Origin of the sequence: Bacillus sp. FSL H8-0547 (assembly GCA_038002745.1) — a bacterium.
In the GTDB taxonomy this organism is placed as follows: Bacteria; Bacillota; Bacilli; order Bacillales; family Bacillaceae; genus Bacillus_P.
The window spans coordinates 2421587-2445043 of sequence record JBBODD010000001.1 but is presented as its reverse complement, the minus strand read 5'-3'; the positions used below and the strand labels follow the sequence as shown (position 1 = coordinate 2445043).

The window sequence follows — 23457 nt, the reverse complement described above, 5'->3', positions numbered from 1 at the left end:
CTTTTTCCGGCGGATCCTTTTCTGTCCTTCGGAGCTGACCGAGGCGATTCCGCTTTTCTATTCTACTTCATACCCCTGATCATCGATAGCTTCTTTGATGGCAGCAAGGTTCACTTTTTCCGGGTTGTACTCAACAGCTACCGTTCCTTCGTTAAGATTGACTTTTACTGATGTGACGCCGTTCAGTTCACCTACGCCGCCCTCTACTGCTTTCACACAGTGGTTGCAGGACATTCCCTGTACATTCAGTGTTGCGTTTTCCATAACAAATCTCCCCTTTTGTTTTATTTCATTAGTCGTTTGACGGTTACGAGCACTTCATCGATGACTTCAAGGTCCCCATCCTGGATGCGTTCGACCAGACAGCTTTTCATGTGGCCTTCGAGAAGGATTTTGCTGACGGAGTTCAGCGCAGATTGGACGGCAGCTATTTGTGTCAGGACATCATCACAGTAGGTATCCTTATCAATCAGCCCTTTTACTCCCCGAATCTGACCTTCGATTCTGTTCAGCCGTGTCACCAAATTCTTTTTAGTTGTCTCCGAATGATGGCTCTTTCGGTCTGATCCTGGAACATGACAGCTTTCAGGTTCATTTGCGTGATCAACCATGTCATGCACCTCCTTGTTTTTAATTTACCATACCCCCCTACCCTATGTAAAGGAAAAAATCGCCTATTTCTTTTCGTCTGTCCACTTGTAGCCTGCTCCCCATACCGTTTGAAGGTGTTCTTCAACCGGAAAGCCTGTTTTTCTAAGTTTGTCCCGGATATGTCTCACATGTGAATCCACCGTTCTGCCATCTGTATCTGCCTCATATCCCCATACTGCTGTAATCAAGTGGTCGCGGTCAAACACCCTGTTCCGGTTTTGCAGGAAAAGGCCGGCAAGCTGGAACTCCTTTGGGGTAAAAGGGATTGGTTTTTCCTGATAAACAGCTTCCTGCTTGTTTTCATCCCACTTTAATCCCCTGAATTCAATAGCGGAGTTGTTTCGCGTTCTTCTTAGAATGGCTTCTATTCTTGCAAGCAATTCGGATTCATCAAAGGGTTTCGTCAGATAGTCATCTGCACCGGCCCTGAGACCTTTTACAATATCAGCCTTCTGATCCCTGGCGGTGACCATAATGATCGGGATATCCGAAAACAGCCTGATTTCCCGGCAGATGTCAAAGCCGCTTTTATCCGGCATCATCACATCCAAGATCACCAGCGCAGGATTTTCGTTTGCTATTAAATCTGCCGCTTTATTGCCGTCAGTGGTTTTCACGCAGGAATAGCCTGAAGGTGCAAGATAAAGCTCCAGCAGATTAAGCATCAGCTGTTCATCATCAATCAGAAGTATTTTTTTCATGCTATTGACTCCTTTTGAAACTCAATAATAATAGAAGTTCCTTTTCCAAGCCTGCTTTCCGCATGGACAGTGCCTCCCGCAGCCTCCACAATTTCTTTCACGATGGCCAAACCAAGGCCTGTCCCTCCGCTGTGGCGTGACCTTGACTTGTCTACTCTGTAGAGCCTGTCAAAGACATGCTGCAGGTCATTTTCAGGTATCCCAATCCCCTCATCAGAATAGGCAATCTTCACGGAATGATGGTCTTCCCGGACTTTCACTGTAATGGCTGAATGTTCCTCTGAATAGCGGATGGCGTTGTCTAAAATATTCAATGTGACCTGCTCAAACCTTGCCTGATCGATAAAAAGATAGACCTCATCTTCCGGGAAGTCCTCTACAACTTTCATCTTTTTGTCTGCCAGAACGGGCTGAACCTGTTCTGCTGTTTTACGGAGAAACGCCCGAATTTCCGTTTTCTCTTTTTCAATTTGAAAAGACAGCTGATCCATCCTTGCCAGTTCAAAAAGATCCTCCACTAATCTTGAGAGGCTGGACGTTTGATCAGTGAGTATTGTCAAATAGCTCGCCCGCTCAGCTTGAGGAAGATCCGGTCTTTTTGCCACATTGGCGTAGCCTTTAATGTACGTGAGGGGGGTACGCAATTCGTGAGCGATGCTCGCCAAAAATTCGTTTCTTTCCTGCTTCAGATGTTCAAGATCATTTGCGAGCTTTTGAATCGATCCGCCAAGCTCCCCAAGCTCATCGTTTCTGTGCATTTGAAGCTTAACGGTAAAATCCCCTGCACTTAACCGCTCTGTTGCTTCTTTCATCTTGAGCAGGGGCTTTGTCACGATTCTTGATAAAAAGAAGACGGCTATAATGGTCAGCAGCACAGAAACCGTCCCGATAAAAAGGAAATGGTCGTTCAGTCTTGAGATCATGGATTGAATGGAGTCTGTCCCTTTAAACATATAGACATATCCGTTTACTTTTTCCCCGTCGCGGACGGGGCTTGCCGTCCAGATATAAGGACTGTTTTTCCAATCTTCCCCTGATTCAGGCGGCTCTTTCAATGCCTTTTTCATATCTGAATTGAGTTCAGCAGATCCATAGAGAACGGTTTTATCCGCTGCTGTCAGCAAAACGTCCGTATCAGCTTCCGATTCCATGAGAACAACATGCTCCATTGTTGTTTCATCACCGTGTTTCTCAAGGACATCACGGTGGCTGTCCCCCCTGATTTGCAGGGCATTCAGCTCTTCCTCCACACGTGTATTTACAAGATTTCTGTATAAAAAGAGAAAGAGACAGGTTTCTACTATTAAGATAATGGAAAAAAACAATAATCCGATTTTGATGGCAAGCTTGTTCACGGTAAATCCCCTTATAACTCTTATTTCTTTTACCATAACAGAAAAATGTGCATATTTTGTGCACTTCATATTAACGTACAGACGAAAAAAGCGGCCATTAACGGCCGCTTTTCCATGAAATCTATTTTTTTACACCGTTTTTTGGTCAACTTCAGGAATCACGTAATCTCCATGCTTCTTCTCTGTTTCAGCAACAATGACAGCACATGCTGCGTCACCAGTGATATTGACGGCTGTACGCGCCATATCAAGAAGGCGATCAATCCCGATGATCAGGGCGATGCCCGCTACCGGAAGTCCGACAGAGTTCAGTACCATGGCAAGCATGATCAGACCTACACCAGGCACTCCTGCTGTTCCGATTGAGGCAAGAACAGCTGTCAGAACAACAGTAATCAATTGTGTGAATGATAAGTCAATGCCATATACCTGTGCGATAAAGATTGTTGCTACACCTTGCATAATGGCCGTTCCGTCCATGTTGATCGTTGCGCCAAGCGGCTGAACGAAGCTTGAAATCGGCTCAGGAACCTTCAGTCGTTTTTGCGCAGTCTCCATTGAAACTGGAAGAGTAGCATTACTGCTCGACGTACTGAAAGCTACTGCCATTGCAGGAGAGAAGTTCTTAAAGAAAGCAATCGGGCTCTGCTTTGCAAGGAATGCGATAGATCCTCCGTATGTGATAATAGCGTGGATAATAAGGGCCAGAATTACAACACCCATATACAATCCCATTGCTTTCAGTGCATCCAGACCCTGGCTTCCTACTGCTGTTGCAATAAGACCGAATGTACCGTATGGAGCAAATTTCATCACTAGATTTACAAGATACATCATTAAATCATTGCCCTGCTCAACAAACTTCAGCAAAGCACTCGCTTTTTTACCAAGGAATGTAATTCCAAGACCTACAAAGATGGAGAATACAATGATCTGCAGCATGTTTCCGTCAGCAAACGCCTTGATTGGATTTGTTGGAATCATGTTTAAGAAGGTTTCAGCGACAGATGGTGCTTCCTTCGCATCATATTCAGCTGATTTTGTATCAAATTCTCCAATATTTCCCGGCTGAATTGTCAGTGCAAGGATTAAGCCGATAACAATAGCTACAGCTGTTGTTACAAGGAAATAAGAAACAGTTTTAACACCAATTCTTCCAAGCTTCTTCGGATCTCCGAGCCCGGCTACCCCAAGAGTGATGGAGAAGAAGACAATCGGCACTACAAGCATGTTGATTAAGTTCAAGAAGATTTTCCCAAGCGGCGTGAACAGGAAAGTATCCAGCTGCTTAAATAAATCCGGTGCGGTTATATTGAGGATTAAACCTACAATTGCACCCAGAATGAGACCAATGATGATTTTCGTTGCTAGTTTCATAGACAACCTCCGTAAAATAGAATAATAAAAAGCTAGTTATTTATTCCCAGTTTAACGGGATGGAGAAACCTGATTGTGAGAGTTTTTCGAAAAATACAAAAAAACCACAGGAGATACCCGCGGTTTGTATTAGTCAATTTGAATAATTATGACTTTTCACAGTTGAGTCTCTCCAGCGCAAGCGAGGTTAGCTGTCGGATTCGGACGAAGAGCTGTCCTACCTCATACTACAAGGATTCACCCCCAGTGCATGTGCACCTATTCGGGTCCCCCGCTCCTGTTAAGGATTAAGCGTATATTTATTAAGTTATACTACTATTCTAAATAATAGTTTGTCTTTTGGCAAACATCAAAATTTGCCTTTAGTTGGATTAAAGCATAAAATTTAGCAGAAATCGCGATAAATTAAGGAGTTTTCCCATGAAAAGATGGATCAAAAATTTTTTTCTGATAGCCGTGGCAGCACTTGTACTTGCCTTTGCAGGCTTTTACATATGGTCACAGCAGACATATAAACCTTCAGATGACCTTTATAACTCCACGAACATTCAGAAGAAAAACAATGCCGATGGCTACTTGCTCTTTGAACCAGTGAATCAAAAGACAAAAACGGGCATCATTTTTTATCCAGGAGCAAAGGTCGAGCCCGAGGCTTACGCTTATCTTGCCGAACAGCTTGCTCAGCGGGGCTATACAGCGGCGATTGTTAAAATGCCTTTTAACCTGGCGATTGCCGGCATCAATAAAGCAAGCAATGTGATTAAGGATCATCCGGAGATTACAAAATGGTATCTTGGAGGGCATTCACTTGGAGGAGCTTCAGCATCCATATATGCCTATGACAACCAGGATACAGTAAAAGGATTGTTCCTTATGGCTGCCTACCCGACTGATTCCAGTGATTTTTCCGGAACGGATTTTCCGATTCTGACAATCTATGCTGATAGAGACGGCCTGGCCACTCTTGAGGATATACGGGAGAAGAAACATTTGCTTTCAGATGACACGTTCTTTTACAGGATAAAAGGAGGAAATCATGCGCAGTTCGGCATTTACGGAAATCAAAAAGGCGATAACGAAGCAGACATCAACGTGTATATTCAGCAGGATCTCATCGTCAGTAAAATTGACCGGTGGATCTTAATGAATCAGTAGATTTCAGAGTGAAACTTACAAAAAAAGCTGCACCCGCGCGAAAAGCTCATGGGTGCAGCTTCTTCTCATTATTTTGTTGCCTCAAGAAACTCCTCTGCATCCTGAACAATAAGAGCCACTGCGTCTTTCCAGAAATCTTCTTTTGTCAGATCAGCGCCAAGATGCTTCATTGCAAGATCTTCAACCTGCATCGAGCCTGTATCTTTAAGTAAGGCAATGTACTTCTGTTCAAAAGCAGCTCCTTCCTCAAGCGCTTTTGCATAGATTCCAAGCGAGAACAAATAACCGAATGTATACGGGAAGTTATAGAATGGTACGCCCGTAATATGGAAGTGCAGCTTTGATGCCCAGAAGTGAGGGTGATACTCGCCTAATGAATCACAATATGCTTCTTTTTGCGCGGCTTCCATCAGCTCGCTGATTCTCTCCGCACTCACCATTCCTTTTTTGCGCTCTTCATAGAACGCATTTTCAAAAATAAAGCGGCCATGTATATTCATCAGAAGCGCCACACTGCGCTGAACTTTATCTTCAAGCAGGGCAAGGCGCTCTTCTTCTGTTTTTGCTTTTTTTACAGAAGCATCCGCCACAATCATCTCGGCAAATGTCGAGGCCGTTTCCGCCACATTCATCGCATAGCTGCGGTTAAGCGGATGAACGCCTGCCATTGCATGCTGATGAAAAGCATGGCCAAGCTCATGGGCAAGAGTCGCAATGTTTGAAGGCGTGCCTGAGAACGTCATAAAAATGCGTGACTGATCGCTTTCCGGAAAGCTTGTGCAAAATCCGCCCGGTGCCTTTCCCTGTCTGTCTTCAGCTTCAATCCAGCGGTCTTCAAAGGCTTTTTTCGTAAAAGAGGTGAGCTCTTCTCCGAAATTTGAGAACTGATCAAGAATAAACTCTGCGCCTTCCTGGTAGGAAACCTTCGACTCTTTGCCGCCGATAGGCGCATCAAGATCATACCAGTTAAGTTTCTCAACCCCAAGAAGCTCTGCTTTTCTTTTTAAATACTTTACTAGAGACTGTTTGTTTTCAGAAATGACCTTCCACATGACATCGAGCGTCTCCCGCTTCATTCGGTTGATTTCAAGCGGCTCGCTGAGCACATCGTTCCAGCCCCGCTTTTCGTACACATTCAGCCTGAAGCCTGCAAGATGGTTCAGCGTCTGGGCAAATAAATCAGCTTTGCCCCCCCATGCTTTTTCCCACTCTTCAAATACAGCCTTGCGGACTTCACGATCTGCACTTGAGAATTTATTGGCCGCCTGACCAACTGAAAGGTCCTTGACTTCTCCATCTTCGCTGAATGGAATTTTCACCGTTGAGACGAGTGTGTCATAAAACTGTCCCCACGCATGATATCCGTCAACTGATAGAGCATTAATCAGCGTTTCCTGCTCCATCGGCAGTTTATTCTTCGCTTTGTGTCTGCGTTCAGTGAGCACATAGCTGAGGTCAGCCAGACTTTCCGTCTGAATAAGCTCTTCCCAGACTCCATCCTCCACTTTTACCAGCTTTTGATCAAGGCTTGCGAGTCCATTCTGAAAGTGAGAGCTGAGCTGCGTTACTTTTCCTCTCAGCACAGCTGCGTATTTGTCCTCTGTATCCTGAGCCTGTAGGCAGCCGACAAATGCACCTGCCTGTCTAATTCTTTTAGCAATTCCCTGGAATGAGTCAAGGATTTGATTAAGGTAAACGTAATCCTCTTTTGAGCTTGGCACATCCAGCCGATCTGCCTCGTCCTTAAATAATGGAACATCCTTTTCAAGCTCTTCTAAGTGACGCTTAAAACTTTCAGACTTGCTGCCTCCTTCAAAAAATACATCCAAATCCCACGTTTCTGCATATGTAGCGGCTTTCATAAAATTCCCCCCTGTTAAGTATTTCGCTTCACTAAATAAACTGACAGGTCTATTATATAACATTCGTTTGAATTTTTGTATAATTCTTACTCTTTTTGAAATCAAAAAAAAAAACAACCCGCAGGCTGTTCTTAGTTACTTCACCGATTTATCTGATTTCACGTCATCGTCATCCATTAAGCCTTTTGTCGCATTTTTAAATTCTCTCAGTGTTTTGCCTGCAGCTTTGCCCAGCTCCGGAAGCTTTTTCGGTCCGAATAGCAGAAGTGCCACAAACACTATTAACATGATTTCGCCGAATCCCAAGTTCATCATGTACCCTTCTTCCATGTATTATTTCATAAAAAAAGAAAACGTTATCTTTGTAAATTATAGTAGATTTTCCCTCATAATGCAAAGTGAAGTTTTTCACGGCACGCATTTGTAACTATTGGAAATACACGATTTTTGTTGACATTTGCTATATGTTCCTGCTAAATTAGCTCTATCAAAATAACATAAAAAAAATCCTCACGTCATCTCAGTGAGGTAGAGGTTGCGCGATAGGAAGAGTAGCATGCATGAAGCCGGTGGGGCTGATGAGAGCATGTTGAAAGGCCTTCGCGCCGAAGTGTAAAACAGCCACACTGTTATACGCTGGGACGGCATCGAACAGGTGCCGGACTGCCGCAGATTGCTCTGCGGAGTGCTATCAGGAGATGATGGTGAGTTTTTGCGTATTTGGCGCACGGACTTTTCCGTGCGTCTTTTTGTTTGTTTCGATTAAAAATGACACAGACTTAAGGTATGTGTTCTCTAGGAGGTTTCATGGTTTGAAACAGAAAAAATGGGGTTTTTGGCTGTTAACAGCCTTCGTTGTAGGAAATATGGTCGGCTCAGGTATATTCATGCTGCCGAGCACACTTGCACAGACAGCAAGTCCACTGGGTGTAACAAGCGCCTGGCTTGTGACTGGATTCGGCGTCCTGATGATCGCATTGGTTTTTGGCAATCTTTCCATCCGCAGACCGGACCTTACCGCAGGTCCTCAAAGCTATGCCAAAGCGCTTTTTGATTCGCCCAAGAAAGGAAACGTAGCAGGCTTCAGCATGGTTTGGGGATACTGGGTCGCAAACTGGATCAGCAATGTTGCCATTATCACAAGCTTTGCCGGATATTTGTCCTCTTTTTTCCCAATTATGTCTGACAAATCGGTTCTCTTTACGATCGGCTCACAGGACGTTCAGCTTGGAAGAGCAATAACGTTTGCCGTCTGCACAATTCTGCTTTGGGGGACTCATACAATTCTTGTCACAAACATGACAGGTGCAGGGAAGCTTAATTTTGTCGCCACAGCTTCTAAGGTGATCGGGTTTATGCTGTTTATTATTGCGGGATTATTCGCACTTGAATCTGCCGCGTTCGGCGAATTCTATTTCCCGGTTGAAACAGACAGCGGCAATACACTGGGACTGACCAGTCAAATTCAGTTTGCTGCCATCTCAACTTTGTGGGCGTTTGTCGGCATCGAATCTGCCGTCATTTTATCAGGACGCGCATCCTCACAAAGAGATGTGAAAAGAGCTACAATTACCGGTTTAATCATTGCGGTTTTCATCTATATGGTTATCACTCTTATTACGATGTCTGTTCTTCCGCATGATCAGCTGCAGGCGTCCGACAAGCCATTCGTCGATGTTCTTTCCGTTATTTTGGGAGATGCAGGAGCGAATGCAATGGCTCTGCTCGCCGTTGTTTCACTTTTCGGTTCCACAATCGGCTGGATTCTGCTTTCATCGGAGGTACCGTATCAGGCTGCAAAATCAGGGATCTTCCCGGCATTCTTTGCAAAGACCAATAAAAAAGGCAGTCCTAAAAATGCCCTGCTGATTACAAATCTGATGTCGCAGATTTTCATTTTCTCAACGATTTCAGGAACCATCAGCGAAGCTTATACGTTCCTGACAACGTCAGCTACACTTGCTTATCTTTTCCCGTACCTTGTATCCTCCATCTTCTTCCTGAAGCTGATTGCTAAAGGAGAAACGTATGATCTGGTAAAGGGTTCACGTGTAAGAGACGGGATCATCGCGTCCATAGCCTGTATCTATTCTGTCTGGGTTATTGTTACAGGAACAGCGGATCTCAAAACGTTTGCTTTAGGCGTTGGCCTTTTCCTTGCAGGTTTTGTCATCTATCCATTCCTTAAAAAATATATGAAAAAAGAAGAATCTGCTTCTGCTTAACCAAAAGGGCTGCACCCATTAGTGCAGCCCTTTTAAATTACTGCCGGAGCAAACATCTGACTTGCACAATACTCGATGATTTCTCTCCTTCTTATGATTCCGATAAAGATTCCTTTGTCATCTGTCACAGGCACAAAATTCTGTTCCATGGCCCTGGAAATGATATGCTCCATTTCAGCCTGAATGGAAATGGGCTCGTTTTTGCGGTGAAAAGAAATTTCCGTCAGCCTGATCTTTTCTGTGTTGTGAAAATTCAGGTTTGGGGTGTTTTTCAGCTTCCAGAGCAGATCTCCCTCTGTCAGCGTCGTGACATATTTGCCTTCATGATCAAGCAGCGGAACCGCCGAATAACGGTGGTATTCCATCTTTTCAAGCGCCTGCCGCATCGTCGACTGGATAGGCAAATAGACAACATCCTTTTTAGGGATCAGGAAAAAAGCAATATTCATTTCTTAAAAGTCCTCTCTATATTTTTCCATCTGAAACGATATGAATATCAATGTTTTCTGTTTTTCGCATAATGGTATTTACAATAGACCCTTTTCGGATTTCTTCCCATCGTGTTCTTGCTGACTGTCCAAGCAGAATCTGTGTCACATGGTATTTATTTGCTGCCTCAATAATAATCTCAGCGGGCTTCCGGTTTCTCTCATGCTCAAGCAAAAAGACGGCATTAAATTGAGAGGAGAGCAGCTGCCACCGTTCTATTTTTTCTCTCATCTCCTGAGTAAATGATTCTTTCGGATATTTTACAGCATGCAGAACATACAGCTGTGCACGGAGGCGGTTCGCCATCCTCCAGCCTCTTCTGATCAGTTTTTCGGCAGTAGGGCCGTACCCGACGCAAACAAGTATTTTTTCATGCACACCAATGGGTCCGTATGAAAGATTTCCGCTGATCTGCTCCATTTTTTCATCTACATCATCCGCCACTTCTCTAAGAGCGAGCTCCCTTAAAGCGGATAAATTCGGAACGGTAAAGAAATGGGAGAGGCTTTGTTCGATTTTATCTGAGCCGTAAATTTTCCCTTCTGTCATTCTTTTTCTGAGCGTTTCAGGCGTCACATCAATCAGCTGGATTTCGCTTGCTCTTTGAACAAACAAATCAGGCACCCTTTCGCGCACAGCCACTCTCGTTATCTGCTGGACAATATCGTGGACACTTTCCAGATGCTGAATATTGACGGCCGACATGACATTGATTCCTGCTTCCAGAATCTCCTCAACATCCATATATCGTTTAAGATTTTTAGACCCTGGAATATTTGTATGAGCAAGCTCATCGATAATGACAACAGCCGGTTTCCTTTCAATTATGGCTTCTGTATTCAGTTCTCTGAATATGCTTCCTTTATACGGCATTTCTTTAAGGGGAATGACTTCAAGGTCTTTTATTAAATCTTCGGTTTCTCTTCTTCCGTGGCATTCAATCAGGCCAATGACTGCATCAATGCCTTCAAGCTTTAAGTCGTGGGCATCCTGGAGCATTTTATAGGACTTCCCAACCCCGGGGGCTGCTCCTACATAAAGCTTCAGCTTGCCCCTGTTCATTTCTGCTATTTCATCAAGCAGCTCCTGAGGGGTTTTCCGTCTGAAATATGGATGGTTTTCGGTCATATTTTAACCTCCTCAATAAAAAACAGCTCAGTCAGCCCTTCACAAGAATCCAGCCTCAGCGCAATCGGCAGCTGAGGCGGATCTTTTATTGTGGCTGTTTTCGCATAGATTGTTGTTATACAGTGGCATCCGTTCCCTTTCGCTCCAGTCACAAGATTACCGCGGGGAGGGCCGGAAGCTTCCCGATATGAACGAAACTGTCAAGTGCTTTCCTAGATGGCTACCCAGAGAGATGAGATACTTTTCAGGCTAAAGAAGACGTGAACTCATTCTCCTCTCTTTTTGATGGCAGGACTGTTTTTATGATGAATCTAAATCTCAAATCATACCCGTTCCCTTGCGCTACAGTCACAAGATTACCGCGGGGAGGGCCGGGAGCCTCCTCAGCTTCGCCTGCGGGGTCTCCCGTACCCTCTTCATCCCGCAGGAGTCAAGTGCCTTCCGCTTCAGTCCACTGGTGCTTAAACTTATATTTAAGAAACAAGGACGAACGTAGCCTGCTTAAAATAGAAGGTATGAGCACGGCACAAAGGTAAAAATCTTAACTTCGGTCAGCACTCTTATATTTGTGGGTTTTCACATTTTATCTTTCCATATAAAGGGCTGTTCCGCTAACTCGCTGCGCTTATGGGATCTTCCGTGCCCACTTCATCCCGCAGGAGGCAGGCGGGTTCAACTGCAGTCCACTATTTTTAAAATACAGGCTAAAGAAACATAGCCATACTTATTGTTTCTTCATGTTTTTCAAGTCCAGATTCAATTTAAGAACATTCACTCTTTCTTCCCCAAACAGTCCAAGTTCTTTTCCCTGCACATGTTTTTCAATCAGCTTTTCAAGTTTAGCTTTTTTAATTCCCGTTGCTTCTGAGACGCGGCTGACCTGAACGTAGGCTGCTTTTGGACTTATGTGCGGATCAAGTCCTGAACCTGAATTTGTCAGCAGATCATTCGGCACATCGCTTATAGGTGTTTCAGGATTATTTTTTTCCCACTCTTTTATCGATTCCTTCGTACGGTTCAGCATATCTTCATTTGATGGTGCGTAGTTGTTCGATCCTGATCCTGCACCGTTGTATTCTATACTTGAGACTCTTCCGTGGAAATAGCCTGCTTCTGTAAAGGACTGTCCGATAAGCTCAGAACCTATTACCTTATCATTCTCATCGTAAATTAAACTCCCATCTGCCTTGTCCGGAGCAGCGGCCTGGGCAATGACTGTTACAGCAGCCGGATATACCAGTCCGCAGAATACCATTAACACCAGGCTCATTCTAATAATCGGTCCTATGATTGATTGTTTTTCTTCCACTTTATGAACCTCTTTTCTTCTTATATAAATAGGGCAAGACAAAGATCAATGAATTTTATGCCGATAAACGGAACCAGGACTCCTCCCAAACCGTATACAAGCAGATTTTTTCTGAGAAGGGCATTTGAACTCATCGGCTTGTAGCTGACGCCTTTCATTGCGAGAGGAATCAGAATCGGAATGATGATCGCGTTAAAAATCAGGGCTGACAGGATGGCTGAAATTGGCGAGTCAAGCCTCATCACATTCAGCATGCTCATTTCCGGAATGGCGAGCATAAACATGGCCGGTATAATCGCAAAGTACTTGGCAATATCGTTTGCGATACTGAACGTTGTCAGGGCACCGCGGGTCATCAGCAGCTGTTTTCCGATTGAGACTACTTCAATGATTTTCGTAGGATTTGAATCCAGATCAACCATATTCGCAGCTTCCTTCGCAGCTGCCGTCCCGCTGTTCATGGCAAGACCCACATCCGCCTGGGCAAGAGCAGGGGCATCATTGGTGCCGTCTCCCGTCATCGCAACGAGCTTGCCTTGTGCCTGCTCATATTTAATGACTTCAATTTTGTCCTCAGGTTTGCACTCTGCGATAAATTCATCCACACCCGCTTCCTTTGCTATTGTGGCAGCTGTGAGCGGATTATCTCCTGTACACATGACGGTTTTGATTCCCATGCTGCGGAGCTTGTCAAAACGCTCCTTCATTCCAGGCTTAACGGTATCTTTCAAGTAGATTAATCCGAATATCTGATCATTCATCGCTACAGCAAGAGGTGTACCGCCTGCTTTGGAAATATCGTCCGTTTTCTTGTCCAGATCAGCCGGAATGGTGCCTCCGCTTGAGAGAACCCATTTTTTCACGGCATCCACCGCACCTTTTCTTACAACTGATCCGTCAGGCAAATCCATTCCGCTCATTCGGGTCTCCGCTTTAAATTCAATGAACGTTCCTCCATCTGCAAGATCCGTTCTGTATGAAAGCTGTTTATTCTTCAGCAGCTCAAGAACCGATCTTCCTTCAGGTGTTTCATCCTCCAGCGAGCTGACGGCCGTCCATTGCGCCAAATCCTGCATTGGGGCATTGCCCACAGGAATAAACTCGCTTGCCATTCGGTTTCCGAAAGTAATAGTACCTGTTTTGTCCAGAATGATTGTGTTAATGTCTCCTGCAGCTTCAACGGCTTTTCCCGACATGGCAATGACATTGAACTGTGTTACCCGGTCCATCCCGGCAATTCCGATGGCAGAGAGCAATCCCCCGATTGTCGTAGGAATCAGACAGACAAGCAAGGCAATCAGAACCGGTATTTCAAGACGAAACCCGAGGTAATCCGTATAAAAAGGAAGAGTCACAACGACAATCATGAAAATAAGAGTAAGGCTTGTTAAAACCGTATTCAACGCTATTTCATTCGGTGTTTTCTGGCGCTGTGCCCCCTCAACAAGAGCAATCATTTTATCAAGAAAAGATTCACCTGGATCACTTGTAATTCTCACCTTGATCTGATCGCTGACCACCTTTGTTCCGCCTGTTACAGAGTTAAAATCCCCTCCCGCTTCCTTAATGACCGGAGCGGATTCACCCGTAATCGCGGATTCATCAACAGAAGCAAGACCGGAAATGATTTCACCGTCTCCAGGAATAAATTCACCCTGGGACACAATGACCACATCCCCCTTGCGAAGCGACGCGGAGTCAACCTTTTCAATATTCCCGCCTGGTTTTACTCTGTTTGCCGTCATTTCTTTCTTAGAATTTTTCAGCGCGTTTGCCTGAGCCATCCCCCTTCCCTCTGCCAATGCTTCAGCAAAGTTGGCAAACAGTACGGTGAATAAAAGAATCAGGGAGACGGTTAAATTAAACGCCGTGCTGACTTCCGCAGGTCCGAATGCATTTGGTGCAAAAGTAAGCAGCAGAGTTAAGAAGAAACCGATTTCTACTATAAACATGATTGGATTTTTGACCATGATCCGGGGATCAAGTTTCAGAAAGGAAGCCTTTACCGCATTGACGATCAGCCCTTGACCTGATTTCGTCCGGTTTACCGGCTTGTGCCCTTCAGGTTCTGTCTGTCCGGCAGCTTCTTTTTGATCATATCTTTCATCAGCAGCCTTCACTGCTGTCGCTAGTGTCTTACTCATTTTGGATCCTCCAATTGAATTATAAAGTTAACAGCTCTGCCACTGGCCCAAGAACCAATACCGGAAAGAAGGTTAATGCTCCGACAATGAATACCGCTCCGACAAAAATGGTTCCAAACAGGCTTGTGTCGGTACGGAATGTGCCAATTGTTTCCGGTACAAGCTTTTTAGCCGCTAAAGATGCTCCTACGGCAAGCATGGCAATGATTCCAAAGTATCTTCCGATAAACATGACAATACCTGTTGAGATGTTCCAAAACGGAGTGGCATCCCCCAAACCTTCAAAGCCTGAACCGTTATTGGCTGCAGAAGACGTGTATTCATAAAGCACTTGGGAAAGCCCGTGGAACCCTGGATTTGAAATACCGTCAGATCCAAGCGGCGTATAAAGCGCCAGGGCTGTTGATCCAAGTATCAAAAACGGATGAATCAGCAGAGTGACCGCAATCAGCTTCATTTCTTTTCCTTCAATTTTTTTGCCAAGGAATTCCGGCGTGCGCCCAACCATAAGGCCTGATAAGAAAACAGCAATAATAGCGTACATGATAATGTTCATGAATCCGGCACCTGCACCGCCGAACACGGTATTCAGAAGCATATTCGACAAGGCCAGCATTCCGGTAATGGGAGAAAGCGTATCATGCATGGTATTGACAGCCCCTGTTTCAGAAGCAGTCGTGACAATCGCATAGAGAGTGGATTGAACGGTACCAAACCGCACCTCTTTCCCTTCCATGCTTCCTGAAGCCTGCTCAAGACCTGCTTCAGCCAGTCTAGGATTCCCCTGAAATTCGGATAGAAGAGCTGTTCCAAGAAACACTGCAAAAATCATTGCCATAGCCGCAAATAAAATTCGTCCCTGTTTTTTATTGCCTACCATTTTTCCATACGTATATGGAAGGGCTGTCGGGATGAGAAGCATTAAAAGCATTTGCAGCACATTGCTCACTGCGTTGGGATTTTCAAACGGATGGGCTGAGTTGACTCCAAAAAATCCTCCGCCGTTATTTCCCGCTTCTTTAATGGATAAGAGAGAAGCAACAGGTCCCCTTGCGATTGTCTGCTCTGCTCCTTCCACTGTGCTGGCCGTGACACTGGCATCAAGCGTTTGAGGAACGCCAAGAAAGACAAATATCAGGCCGGCTGCAAAGGCAAGCGGCAGAAAAACCCTTGTGATCGCACGAATTAAATCAACAAAGAAATTTCCAAGCGGATTACCCGATAATCCTCTAATAAGTGCAATCGCAGCTGCAAAAGCGGTTGCAGGTGCCGTAAACATCATAAACGTGATGGCAATCATCTGTGAGAAATAGGACAGGCCGCTCTCCCCGCTGTAGTGCTGAAGATTCGTATTTGTCATAAAGCTGATGGCCGTATTAAAAGCAAGCGTTGGATCCATTCCGGCAATACCGCTTGGATTCAAAGGAAGCGAACCCTGAAAACGAAACACCAGATAAACGATGAAAATCATAAAGATGTTTGAAAGCAACAGAGCTATAGCATACTGCCTGAAACCTTTATTCTTCTGTTTAATGCCGCTCAGTTTATAAATTGCTTTCTCAAAAGGTCCAAAAATGGAATCAAGCCTTGTTGTTTCATAAGAAAATGCCTGTGCAATATATAGTCCAGCCGGCTTGGAAAGCAGCACAGCTAGCCACAATGTCAGGATAATTGAAAGAATGGATAGTACACTCAAAGTCTTTTCCTCCGCAAGTTAAAATTTTTCCGGGTTAACAAGTGCATAAAGCAAATAAAGCGTTATGGCGGCAATTCCGCCAAGCAAAACAATCATCACTTTTCTTCCCTTCCTTCGTTCACAATCTTTTCAGACCAGCTGATCAGTCCGGCCATTAGCAGCGCAAGAGCTGCAAAAGACACCGCCATGATGATGTCAAGCATAGTAAAATCCCCCCGTTCTTACTGAATCAAAAATTTCACGCTATCTGCTTTTGAATACATGACATGCTGGGCACCGAGAAGTTCATAGAGCCTGGCCGGGTAATTCGCCTTTTTAGTAATAACGGTAATCGGCGCTCTGACGCTTGCTTTGAGTATTTCCATCAGCCTGCAGGTCTCGGCTATTTTGTCCTCGAGAAGAAGCACTCTTGAGACAGGCTCGTTTATTAGCAGATACTGGGCATTTTGCCTGATAAAATAAATGGTTTTAAACCCTTTGGATCTTAAATGACTTTCTACACTGTAATCTCCCGTAATAAAGGACAGCGACGAGTTCTCAGGGAGAATCTCATCCAGGCACCCAAGCCTCGTATAGCTCGGTATGCAAATCAGCATTGCTTCCATAACCTTCCCCGCCTTTTCGCTCCGTCTTTGCTCCGGCAGCCAAACAGCCGGACAGCACCTGAATTCACTCTTTATTCCAGTAAAAAACCGCGGAAGAGGGTTCTTCCGCGGCTTTTAGGCATCACTTAAAAAGCATGCCGCACCTGCAGTTTCGATTTCCCTCATCGCGCTTTCGGGGTTAGCTGTCGGATTCGGGCTATGAGAGCTGCCCTGCCACCATATTCAGATGGATTCACCCCAAGCGGCAATTTGCCGCAAAAGATTGGATCCCCCGATTTCATTGTGAAATTAAGCGATTAAGTATTCAGTTCTGGTTTGATATCTCTTTTAGAGATCCACCTCCTTAATTGATTTTTGCTGTCTGCTTTAGACTTGATTCAATTCTCCGAGCCAATAGGAGCATGATGCCGGCTTGCTGAAAATGACATATCTGGCGCCTAATTTTTTGTAAAGATCATAATGCCTGCTGTCATCTGTCATCACAACAATCCTCATTGTTCCCAGATCAGAGAAAAAAGCCGTCAGTTCAAATCCTTCGTTGATTGAATCCGAGATAATATAGACAGATTGATAGCCGTCAAATCTCTTTTCAAGTTCAAGCAGATTATCCAGCCTTGTATTGCCTCCCTTTGAGTTTGTCAGCTCAAACGCATACTGTTCATAAGACATCACATCTGCGTATTTGCGGTGAACGTTAATCTCCTCTATTACAGAAACGAATAAATCCCCCTTGCCTATAACCAGTGTCTGATTCATCGTTATCCCCCGAATCGTTCCATGATTGACAGTGCATTTTGTTCTCTTGCTGAATTAACCCTTTCAGGATCAATCAGCCATAGAACAAAAAAAGAGACCAATGCTTACTCTTCCCCCAACCCAGTACACATGTAATCAAATCAGCAGGCAGCTGCCCGGCATGATTGATTCTCATATGGCTGTTTTGGAGAAAAAGTACTCATTGGTCTACTTAACGCCCAGCAAGCCGCAGCCCTCTTTGCGTTCCGTCTTCCGTTTTTCCTTTTTCAAACGAATTGCTGAATCAAAAAGACCTTCTACAGTCCCCAGGCCTCTTCTCTGCCTAAAAAAAGGCAGTAAAAAAAAGACTCCTGTTAAGGCGGTCTTTGGACCTCCTTCGCTTTAGCCGACGAAGTTAGCTGACGGGTAGGATGGCGAAAGATCTCATCCTTTCTGCAAAAGCAGAATTAACCCCAAAAAATTGGTTCCTCCGTTCCCGTGTCACGGGACTAGGCCGATATGCAATTCGTGATTACGAGATTATCTTACTCCCGCGATAAAACTGTGTAAACAAGGAAATACACTAAAAAACAGGGACTTTAGTGACCTTTAGTCTATTATTCTCTCTCTTACTCTCATTTCCTCACGTTTTTAAAAAATCTCACTTCTCTCTCCCGCTTGTATCAGCCTGTCAACTGTACACTCTGTTTCCTGTCATTTACAGAATGCTATTGACAGGGTCATGGCGGGTAAGTAAGATAAACTCGTCTAATGATGCAAAGCTCAAGGGGGATCTTCCCATCTTCTAAAATCCTCTTGAACGGCATCCGTTCATCCTAATCAAAAGCATTTGTGCCGGGGGTATAATCAAATGGCTGTGTCGCCTAAAAAGAAATTGGAAATGGAATTAAGTGAAGCCTTTATCAAGCTTCAAAGGGATTTAATCGGACGCGGACCGCAGGAAACAAGAACCTACATTGTCCATGATATGGTCATTGCCCGGTTTAAGGGCGTTCTCACAGTTGAGGAAAAACATCTGGTTGAAAACGAAAATGGCAGAAAACTCGTTAAACAAATGAGACAGGTTCTGCGTGAAATGTACAGTAAAAAATTTGAAGAAATTGTAGAAAACTGCACGGGCTGCAGGGTTCTTTCAAGCCACAGCGATATCAGCACAAAGATGGGCGAACGAATTGAAGTGTTTGTGGTTGATAAGGATCTGGAGCGGCTCCTTGAATGAAAGAACTAAATAACACGAACAAAAAGGGAGTATGCAAATTGAGCATACTCTTTTTTCTTTGCATCTTCTTTTTTTAATCACTGTCTATACCAGACTGCAAAAACGACAGCTGCTCAAATAAAATTGAGATAGAGAGAAAACGAGAGTAAACAGAAGAAAAACAGAGATTGATTTAATATTCATCTATAAAAACCCAGTATTTCATCCCTTTACAAGTAAAATTATCCAGGAGTATGATAGGCTCAATTTATTTCCTAATCCGCAGAATCCGTTAAGGAACGGGGGACCCAATTTTCCGGGGTGAAGCCGCTGAATCAAGCGGCCGGGCGACTCTTACCGTCCGAATCCGTCAGCTAACTCCGTATGCGTTGTTTGAGAGAGGAAGGTGTGACCGTTCAGCGCAGCCTGCTGAAACAAAAAATACAATCCTTCGATTTTTCAAATTCATTCGTAAACGAAATTAAAACTAAAAAATCGGGGTGTTCTTTGTGTTGACTATTTTAGATCCGTTAAGCGAAATAAAAGCAGAAATAGCTGAAAAGCATGTCGAACTGCTGCATCTTCAGTTTGTTGATCTGGAAGGAAATTTAAAGCACGTCACCATTACGGCCGATCAGATTGATGAGGCTGCAGAGGGAAACATGATGTTTGACGGTTCATCCATAAGGGGTTTTTGTCCTATTAACCAGTCTGATTTATACCTCAAGCCGGATTTAAGCACGTTCGCTATTATTCCGTGGTCAGTCGAGGAAAAATATGCAGAAGCAAGATTTCTTTGCAGCATATTAAATCCGGATATGACGCCTTATGAAGGAGATCCAAGATATGTCCTGCAGCTCGCCGCAAAAAGAGCCAAGTCGCTTGGATACAGCATCAGCATCGGGCCGGAACTGGAGTTTTTCCTGTTTAAAACCGACGAAAATGGAAATCCCACGACAAATCCCCACGATACTGGGGGATATTTTGAGCCCGCACATGATCTGGGAGAAAGAGTCCGTCTTGAAATCTACCGCACCCTGAAAGCAATGGGCTTCAAAATTGAAGCATCCCACCATGAAGTGGCCAACGGGCAGCATGAAATCAATTTTCGTTTCAATGATGCCCTGACGTCAGCAGATAATGCCACAACATACAAGTGGGTCGTAAAAAATGTCGCAAAACAATTTAACCTGCATGCGTCATTTATGCCTAAACCTCTGCAAGGGGTAAACGGCTCCGGTATGCATGTTAACATCTCCCTCCTTCAAGACGGGGAAAATATCTTCTTTGATGGAAATGATGATATGCAGCTTTCAAACGAAGCCTATTATTTTATTAATGGGGTGCTCACCTATATTGAAGAGCTGACTGCCATTACCAATCCGCTTGTTAATTCTTACAAACGTCTCGTACCGGGGTTTGAGGCCCCGTGCTATATTGCCTGGTCCACTTCAAACCGGTCAACACTTATCCGTATACCTGCAAAAAGGGGTGCCGCAACACGGATAGAAGTGAGACATCCGGACCCAAGCGCCAATCCCTATCTTGCATACGCCGCAATTGCTGAAGCAGGAATGGCCGGTATCGCGCTGTCGGAATTTCCGAAGCCCGCCGTTCATGATGACATCTTCAGCATGACGGAATCCGCCCGGATGGAAAGAGGAATCAAGCATCTCCCGGACAACCTTGAAACGGCGCTTGATTTAATGGAAAAGGGTCCGCTTGCCAAAATGGTTCTCGGCTCTCATGTATACCGGCAATTTCTTCTTCATAAAAGAGCGGAATGGCACGAATACAGGAATACTGTCCACTTATGGGAAATTGAAAATTATCAGATGAAGTTTTGACTTGAACCAAAAGCCCGATTTGCGTGTGAATCGGGCTTTTTTGGTGCAGAAAGAAGTGCCGGTAAATAAATTCCGTAAATTTGGATAAAGTAAAAGCTGATCATACTGCATAATCAGCTTATTACCTTGAAAAACTTTTTTCAGGAAAAGAAAAAGACTGCTTATAATAAAAGAATATTCTAAAATAATTGACAATTATTATTTTCGACATTATACTACATTTTATTCACTCTCAAGACTAACTCACTGGAGGATATACATGAGCTCACTTTTTAGAAAAAAGTCAATTACTGCCTTGCTCGCGCAAAGTCAGCAAAAATCCCTGGCACGGACTATGGGCGCATTCGACCTGACTTTACTCGGGATAGGCGCGATTGTAGGAACAGGAATTTTTGTACTGACCGGTGTCGTAGCAGCTGAGACAGCAGGTCCTGCCCTTATTCTTTCCTTTATCATTTCCGGTATTGCCTGTGCACTAGCAGCTTTCTGCTACGCGGAATTCGCTTCAACCGTTCCAATATCAGGCAGTGTCTATACTTACACATATGCAACCTTGGGAGAGTTTTTCGCTTTCTTGATCGGCTGGGATTTGATGCTTGAATACTTGCTTGCAACGTCTGCCGTTGCGACCGGCTGGTCTGCCTATTTTCAATCTCTCTTAGCAGGCTTTGGACTGGAGCTTCCTGCAGCCATGACATCAGCTCCCGGAGCTGGTAAAGGCGGAATGATTGATTTGCCGGCGGTCATTATTATCCTGCTGATCACTGCTCTTTTATCAAAAGGAATTAAAGAAAGCACGCGGGTTAATAACATTATGGTTTTTGTTAAACTGGCTGTGATTCTATTATTCATTGTGGCAGGCGTCTGGTATGTAAAGCCTGAAAACTGGACCCCGTTTGTGCCATTTGGATTTGAAGGCATCGTAACCGGCGCGGCTACTGTCTTTTTTGCTTACATTGGATTTGACGCTGTAGCGACTGCTGCAGAGGAAGTGAAAAAACCGCAAAGAGATGTTCCAATTGGCATTATTGCTTCCCTTGCAGTTTGTACGGCACTATATATGGTTGTATCTCTCATTCTTACAGGCATGGTTCCTTATACAAAACTCAATGTAGCAGATCCGGTTTCTTTTGCCCTTCAGTTTGTGGGGCAGAATTCACTTGCAGGCCTTATATCAGTGGGGGCTATCGCAGGAATTACAACCGTTCTTTTAGTGATGATGTATGCACAGGTACGAATCTCTTATGCCATGAGCCGGGACGGACTCCTTCCAAAAAGACTGTCCAAGGTGCACCCATCTTTTAAAACACCCTTTCAAAATACATGGATTACAGGGTTTATTGCAGCAGCAATTGCAGGCTTTGTCGATTTGACAACCCTTGCCCATCTTGTCAATATGGGTACACTCGCTGCCTTCACACTCATTTCGATAGCCGTAATTGTTTTGAGGAAGACTCATCCGAATCTGGAACGTGCTTTTAAAGTGCCATTCGTTCCTGTATTCCCGGCAGTCAGCGCCTTGTTCTGCATCTATCTCATGACGAGCCTTCCGGCTATCACATGGACTTCTTTTATCATCTGGATAGCCATTGGAGCTGTGATTTACTTCGTATACGCAAGAAAAAACAGCAAACTTGCATAAATCGCAAAAAAACCTTTCTCCGTTGCAGGAGAAAGGTTTTTTACTCTTTATGAACGTCTGACCTGCCTGAAAAAGTACCCGACAAGCAGCAGCACTATAGCAAATGAAATCATGACAATGAACTTCAGATGATCATGCAGAACGCTTTTGGTGAATGATGGTTCTACATCTGCAACTGTACTTTTCATCAGCTCATTTTTTTCAAGGTTCACAGGATCAAGAGGATGCTTGGCGAGTTCCCGGCCATCTTCACCGTCAATCGTCAAGTTTCCCTCCGTATCCACATCAGCAGAAATGGTTTCATTTGTTTTTCTGGCATAATACAAAGGCTCCTCCAATGTGAACTCCTGTCCTTCTTGATCCTTATAATATGTTCCAGAAGCGACAAACTCCGATGTAAAATTGGCAAAGCCGTAATCAAGCAGCTTGACCGTATCTTTGTAAGACATACGGTCTGTCTTTGCATTCAGCGTTACAGCGATCAGCCGGATATTTTCTCTCTCAGCAAGAGTTGACAGCGTAAAACCGGACTGGCTGACATATCCGTTCTTCCCTCCCACCATTCCTTCATACGGTGTCGCCTGCAGAAGTTTGTGATGATTGTGGAGAGTTGTATCCCAGGTTTCCCCGTCCCATTTCAGCTCTGCTGTTGAAAAGATCTCGCGGAAGATTTCGTTTTGTGATGCATACTGAGTCAGAGTAGCCAAATCTTCCGCTGTGGTGACATGACTTGGATCAAAAAGACCGTGCGGGTTCGTAAAATGGGTATCCTCAAGCCCTACCTTCGTTTTCAAAAACTCATTCATTTCCTTTGAAAATGTTTCTACATTTCCGCTTATATGTTCAGCAATGGCAATACCGGCATCATTCCCGGAATTGATCATGAGCCCCTGAATCAGTTTTTTCAGGGTCACCTGTTCACCTGCTTCAAGATACACTCTAGTCCCGTCGGCATTTCTGGCATTTTCGCTGACGGTTACGATATCATCCAAATTCCCATTTTCAATCGCATAGATGGCTGTGGCCATTTTTGTCACACTTGCAGGGTACATCTCGGCATCGCTTTTTTTCGAATAGAGAATCTGGCCGGAGTCAGCATCGATCAAGACGGCGGATTCGCTTTCAATCGCCGGTTCATTTGCTGTTAGTTCCTCTGCTGATGGTTTTGAAGAAAAAATCATTCCTAAAAAGAAGCTTGCTGCAAGAATCAAAGGGGTTTTTTTCATCTATATAAATCTCCTGATTGTAGTAGTCTATATTCATTCCGTATACAAGCATAACAGGTAATAAAACGGCATGACAATGTAAAGTTATAGA

The 23457-nt window shown here is 44.3% G+C and carries 21 protein-coding genes and 5 riboswitches; of the genes, 5 read left to right on the top strand and 16 right to left on the bottom strand.

Annotation, left to right across the window (positions count from 1 at the left end; all coding sequences use genetic code 11):
- Positions 1-57: 57 nt before the first annotated feature.
- The 5 genes from copZ to MHB63_11975 all read right to left on the bottom strand — a co-directional run bounded on the left by copZ (position 58) and on the right by MHB63_11975 (position 4084).
- Positions 58-264 carry a copper chaperone CopZ gene (copZ, locus tag MHB63_11995; protein ID MEK3807255.1) on the bottom strand — a complete coding sequence of 69 codons (207 nt, stop codon included), beginning with the start codon at positions 262-264 and terminating at the stop codon, positions 58-60.
- Positions 265-284: 20 nt separating this feature from the next.
- The gene (locus MHB63_11990) at positions 285-611 is read right to left on the bottom strand and encodes a metal-sensitive transcriptional regulator (protein MEK3807254.1); all 327 of its coding nucleotides are present in this window, start codon (positions 609-611) and stop codon (positions 285-287) included.
- A 63-nt stretch (positions 612-674) separates the two neighbouring features.
- Positions 675-1352 (bottom strand): response regulator transcription factor, encoded by a 678-nt coding sequence (locus MHB63_11985; protein ID MEK3807253.1) that lies wholly within the window; start codon positions 1350-1352, stop codon positions 675-677.
- Complete coding sequence (locus MHB63_11980) at positions 1349-2707, bottom strand: ATP-binding protein (protein ID MEK3807252.1); 1359 nt, start codon at positions 2705-2707, stop codon at positions 1349-1351. The genes MHB63_11985 and MHB63_11980 overlap by 4 nt, the downstream gene beginning before the upstream one ends.
- A 129-nt stretch (positions 2708-2836) precedes the next feature.
- On the bottom strand, positions 2837-4084 hold the full coding sequence (locus MHB63_11975; protein ID MEK3807251.1) for a dicarboxylate/amino acid:cation symporter: 1248 nt from the start codon (positions 4082-4084) through the stop codon (positions 2837-2839).
- Positions 4085-4245: 161 nt separating this feature from the next.
- A riboswitch (cyclic di-AMP (ydaO/yuaA leader) is annotated at positions 4246-4388 on the bottom strand.
- A gap of 116 nt (positions 4389-4504) precedes the next feature.
- Between MHB63_11975 and MHB63_11970 the strand changes: the two genes are divergently transcribed.
- On the top strand, positions 4505-5239 hold the full coding sequence (locus MHB63_11970; protein ID MEK3807250.1) for an alpha/beta fold hydrolase: 735 nt from the start codon (positions 4505-4507) through the stop codon (positions 5237-5239).
- Between the two features lie 68 nt (positions 5240-5307).
- Here MHB63_11970 and MHB63_11965 read toward each other — a convergent pair whose 3' ends face one another.
- Together MHB63_11965 and MHB63_11960 are read right to left on the bottom strand one after the other, a co-directional pair.
- A complete protein-coding gene (locus MHB63_11965) occupies positions 5308-7101 on the bottom strand; it encodes a M3 family oligoendopeptidase (protein MEK3807249.1) in 1794 nt (597 codons plus the stop codon).
- A gap of 135 nt (positions 7102-7236) precedes the next feature.
- Positions 7237-7413 (bottom strand): twin-arginine translocase TatA/TatE family subunit, encoded by a 177-nt coding sequence (locus MHB63_11960; protein ID MEK3807248.1) that lies wholly within the window; start codon positions 7411-7413, stop codon positions 7237-7239.
- A gap of 209 nt (positions 7414-7622) precedes the next feature.
- A riboswitch (Lysine riboswitch) is annotated at positions 7623-7800 on the top strand.
- A gap of 113 nt (positions 7801-7913) precedes the next feature.
- On the opposite strand from MHB63_11960, the gene MHB63_11955 reads away from it, so the two are divergent.
- A complete protein-coding gene (locus MHB63_11955) occupies positions 7914-9326 on the top strand; it encodes an amino acid permease (protein ID MEK3807247.1) in 1413 nt (470 codons plus the stop codon).
- Between the two features lie 32 nt (positions 9327-9358).
- On the opposite strand, the gene MHB63_11950 is transcribed toward MHB63_11955, so the two are convergent.
- From MHB63_11950 to MHB63_11915, 8 genes are all read right to left on the bottom strand, one after another.
- A complete protein-coding gene (locus MHB63_11950; protein MEK3807246.1) occupies positions 9359-9775 on the bottom strand; it encodes a CBS domain-containing protein in 417 nt (138 codons plus the stop codon).
- Between the two features lie 16 nt (positions 9776-9791).
- Complete coding sequence (kdpDN, locus tag MHB63_11945) at positions 9792-10943, bottom strand: KdpD-like non-kinase potassium sensor (protein ID MEK3807245.1); 1152 nt, start codon at positions 10941-10943, stop codon at positions 9792-9794.
- A gap of 724 nt (positions 10944-11667) precedes the next feature.
- Positions 11668-12252, bottom strand: a complete 585-nt coding sequence (gene kdpC / locus MHB63_11940; protein MEK3807244.1) for a potassium-transporting ATPase subunit KdpC — start codon at positions 12250-12252, stop codon at positions 11668-11670.
- 20 nt (positions 12253-12272) lie between these two features.
- The gene (gene kdpB / locus MHB63_11935; GenBank protein ID MEK3807243.1) at positions 12273-14396 is read right to left on the bottom strand and encodes a potassium-transporting ATPase subunit KdpB; all 2124 of its coding nucleotides are present in this window, start codon (positions 14394-14396) and stop codon (positions 12273-12275) included.
- Positions 14397-14415: 19 nt separating this feature from the next.
- Positions 14416-16092, bottom strand: coding sequence for a potassium-transporting ATPase subunit KdpA (gene kdpA / locus MHB63_11930; protein MEK3807242.1), 1677 nt, complete (start codon positions 16090-16092; stop codon positions 14416-14418).
- A gap of 95 nt (positions 16093-16187) precedes the next feature.
- Complete coding sequence (locus tag MHB63_11925) at positions 16188-16295, bottom strand: signal peptide protein (GenBank protein MEK3807241.1); 108 nt, start codon at positions 16293-16295, stop codon at positions 16188-16190.
- Positions 16296-16313: 18 nt separating this feature from the next.
- Entirely contained in the window at positions 16314-16697 is a 384-nt protein-coding gene (locus MHB63_11920) for a hypothetical protein (GenBank protein ID MEK3807240.1), read from the bottom strand.
- A 153-nt stretch (positions 16698-16850) separates the two neighbouring features.
- Positions 16851-17002, bottom strand: a riboswitch (cyclic di-AMP (ydaO/yuaA leader).
- A gap of 61 nt (positions 17003-17063) precedes the next feature.
- Positions 17064-17453 carry a hypothetical protein gene (locus MHB63_11915; protein MEK3807239.1) on the bottom strand — a complete coding sequence of 130 codons (390 nt, stop codon included), beginning with the start codon at positions 17451-17453 and terminating at the stop codon, positions 17064-17066.
- 368 nt (positions 17454-17821) lie between these two features.
- Positions 17822-17958, bottom strand: a riboswitch (cyclic di-AMP (ydaO/yuaA leader).
- 345 nt (positions 17959-18303) lie between these two features.
- Here MHB63_11915 and MHB63_11910 point away from each other — a divergent pair.
- From MHB63_11910 to MHB63_11900, 3 genes are all read left to right on the top strand, one after another.
- The gene (locus MHB63_11910; protein MEK3807238.1) at positions 18304-18672 is read left to right on the top strand and encodes a DUF2294 domain-containing protein; all 369 of its coding nucleotides are present in this window, start codon (positions 18304-18306) and stop codon (positions 18670-18672) included.
- Positions 18673-18922: 250 nt separating this feature from the next.
- Positions 18923-19056: riboswitch (cyclic di-AMP (ydaO/yuaA leader) on the top strand.
- Between the two features lie 104 nt (positions 19057-19160).
- Positions 19161-20498: a type I glutamate--ammonia ligase gene (gene glnA, locus MHB63_11905; protein MEK3807237.1), complete on the top strand. Its 1338-nt coding sequence runs from the start codon at positions 19161-19163 to the stop codon at positions 20496-20498.
- 259 nt (positions 20499-20757) lie between these two features.
- Positions 20758-22140 (top strand): amino acid permease, encoded by a 1383-nt coding sequence (locus tag MHB63_11900; GenBank protein ID MEK3807236.1) that lies wholly within the window; start codon positions 20758-20760, stop codon positions 22138-22140.
- A 47-nt stretch (positions 22141-22187) separates the two neighbouring features.
- Here MHB63_11900 and MHB63_11895 read toward each other — a convergent pair whose 3' ends face one another.
- The gene (locus MHB63_11895) at positions 22188-23366 is read right to left on the bottom strand and encodes a D-alanyl-D-alanine carboxypeptidase family protein (protein MEK3807235.1); all 1179 of its coding nucleotides are present in this window, start codon (positions 23364-23366) and stop codon (positions 22188-22190) included.
- Positions 23367-23457 lie beyond the last annotated feature (91 nt).